Source organism: Thermodesulfobacteriota bacterium (assembly GCA_039028315.1).
In the GTDB taxonomy this organism is placed as follows: Bacteria; Desulfobacterota_D; UBA1144; order Nemesobacterales; family UBA2774; genus CR02bin9.
This window is the reverse complement of sequence record JBCCIH010000236.1, coordinates 1-2871: the sequence shown is the minus strand read 5'-3', so window position 1 is coordinate 2871 and position 2871 is coordinate 1. Positions and strand designations below refer to the sequence as shown.

Genomic DNA, 2871 nt, shown 5'->3' with positions numbered 1-2871 from the left:
TGCGATAAGTCCCCATTGAGAAAGGGTAGGTACATTACGTGGAGAAAGAATCATCTCAAATTGTGTAACAAACCCACCATCATTTAAGAAATTTGGATCGCCCTGTGGGTCGTCAACACTTGTGTTGCTTGTAAATACTTTCGATGAATCTGATGTGTTGAAATCAGTCGCATCCATAAATACACCGGGACCAAGGTCAATACACTCAGGAACCCTTATATCAATAATCAGATTGCCTTGACTGGGATCATACATAAATGGAGTTTGAAGTGGAACCTTAACATCAAATGGACATGGTCCATTTCCACATGATGGAAAAGCAACCGTATAGGGACCATCATATACTGTAGTTACAACAGGTCCTAGGTTGTCAGCGAATGTTAGGGCAAGATCACCCGGATCCGTCTGAGTTATAGACATGTCGATTTGTAATTGAGGTATAACCATAGGTGTTAATGTGGGCTGGTCTTCAGTTGGACGGAAATTTATACTAATAATTTCAGCAGGTCTGTCTACAATCTGGGAATTAAGATAAACTTGCTGATACCTCATGCTAGGCCTAAATGCTGTTAAACAATCAAAGACCAAACCACTTTGTGTATCACCTTCGACATTAGTCAAAGAATTGGGAACTACTTCAGATATTTGTATCTGAGCAAATGCAACTGGAGTAAATAATACGAGTAGAACAATAAGTAAAGGAATAATTCTATTCACTGCACTCCCTCCTTTGTTTTGTTGTGGGTTATATTAGCATATCTAAATATTGATAACAATGTATTTGAAGTGTAAATCAGGGATGCAGCAATAACACACTTCATCCGATAAAGAGATTTGAACTCTTTTAGATGTAAATAGGGAGCCATGTTTAGGCCCCCTATAGTTAAGTTTAATTTAGTTATTTGTGATAAATTTTCTTCTGCGGATTACTATAAATCCGATGGTTCCTAGCAATCCAGCTGTTGCGATGAGTCCCCATTGAGATAGGGTAGGGATAGCGGAGCCAGCAACTAGTTCAGGGACTAGTTCCTCACAATCTACCCACTCATAAAAAAGCCCGTTTATGATTATGCTGTCTGCTGAGGGATTTTTAGATTCTATTTCTGCTGTAATTTCTGAGAGCTGATTTGAAGGCACATTCATTGCAAAAATGATTGTATCAAAATCTTCCTCTTGAAAATTTTCTCCGCAATCTATTAAGCCGTTTATTAAGCCGTTTGGAGTGTTTGTTTGCATTACAACTCTGTTTTTTAAGATAACTGTGTCATTGCCATCGTCCATGTTAAGCCCTTGAGGAGAATTGATACTACTCGTAGCTACAAGTAATGAATTCTCAATACTCACAGTGTCATTTCCGCCGCGCGCGCTTAAAATATCGTTAAGACCTGAGTCCGGATCCAAGACCCTCAGCTCTGAATTGATAAGTTCTATAACCTCCTCATTATCAAATAATTGAATAATATTATCATCGGTGGTGTGAACTGTAGAATCAATAATAGTAATTTTGTTTTTGCCCAGACCTAGTCTAATCGCCACGTCAGTTACTCCAATCAATGTTGAATTGTTAATTGTTACGTGAGTTGGATTGTCATTACCCGACATAATCCCTGCATCTTGCCCTCTTACAAATGCATTTTGGAGTAAGATGATATTATTTCCGGTACCAACTTGTATTGCATCCAGATCTAGCCCCGGCTGAAGGGCTGTATCGATTGCTCCACCCGCAGTCACATTGACAATAAGATCATTTGGAATGTTGAACTGTACTCCATCTGGATCGGGGTTAGGATCTGATGTACCACAATTAATTGTATCAGGAGGCCCTTGTTCGCAAGCACTAAAACTTAGCGTTGAATAACATAATCCCAAAATTAATATTAAAAATATACTGAAAAGTAAACTTCTCATTCACAGCCTCCACTAGTTGATAGTTATATTAATATAAAACAATCTTATCATACAGCATCTATATAACAATCATACTTTTTTAGATCAGAACCGGACGAGGAGGTTTGAATTCTTTTGGATGGAAATAAGGAGCCATTGTTAGGCCCCCTATAGTAAATTTTTATTTATTTGTTGCTAGCTGTCTTCTCCGAATTACTAAAAATCCGATGATTCCTAATAAGCCAGCTGTTGCGATTAGACCCCACTGAGATAGTGTAGGGACATTCCTAAGTGGTAATCTGTATGCAATACCAGTTGGATCAGATCCAAGTGGGCCTTGGGCTGGATTTCCAAAATCACTTATGATTGTTCTATCACCTGTAGTAGTATCTACTAGAAATAGAAACCCTCTTCCTCCTCCTGATTGCCCATTCCTCTCAGCAATCAGAGCTTGCCCTAATAAGTTTGTGGTAATACCTTGAGGCTCATTGCCTAAAGGACCTTGCGCTGGATTTTCAAAATCACTTATTACTGTTCTAAAACCTGATACAACATCCACTTCTAAAAGAGAACCGTTAATTGTAGGTCCTTGCGTTATGTCCTCATCAGTGACCAGTAAATTTCCAGAGCTGCCCATAGTAATACCAAAAGGATTTATGCCGATAGGACCCTGAGCAGGATTGTTGAAGTTGCTAATAAGCGTTCTGTTGCCTGACGTTAGGTCCACATGGAATACAGCCCCTCTTCCTGAACTCTCTCCTCCATCTTCATCTGTTACATAGGCGCCGCCTGTGCCGTCTAAAATCAGGTCTGCGGGATCACTGCCAACAATTCCCTGAGCAGGATCGCCAAAATCGCTTATGATTGTTCGACTTGCTGAGCAGAGCTAAATACAAATTCAACTGTCTTCATTATTGAGCCACATGTTGAAACTTTGGAGCATCCCAAACTTGGTGAATTGTTGTCTCTGTGTTGTTTTCCGAC

Annotated in this window: 3 protein-coding genes; all 3 read right to left on the bottom strand. The window is 39.6% G+C overall.

All coding sequences use genetic code 11. From position 1 onward, the window contains the following. Positions 1-717 (bottom strand): hypothetical protein (locus AAF462_11385; GenBank protein MEM7009725.1); only part of this gene is annotated, 717 nt, incomplete at its 3' end. 177 nt (positions 718-894) lie between these two features. Next, on the bottom strand, positions 895-1908 hold the full coding sequence (locus AAF462_11380; protein MEM7009724.1) for an IPTL-CTERM sorting domain-containing protein: 1014 nt from the start codon (positions 1906-1908) through the stop codon (positions 895-897). A gap of 160 nt (positions 1909-2068) precedes the next feature. Then, on the bottom strand, positions 2069-2614 hold the full coding sequence (locus tag AAF462_11375; protein MEM7009723.1) for an IPTL-CTERM sorting domain-containing protein: 546 nt from the start codon (positions 2612-2614) through the stop codon (positions 2069-2071). Between the last annotated feature and the right edge of the window lie 257 nt (positions 2615-2871).

What these genes read in the sequence shown, in the direction of transcription:
- AAF462_11380 (MEM7009724.1), bottom strand. Translation starts at nt 1,908, where the DNA reads ATGAGAAGTTTACTTTTCAGTATATTTTTAATATTAATTTTGGGATTA.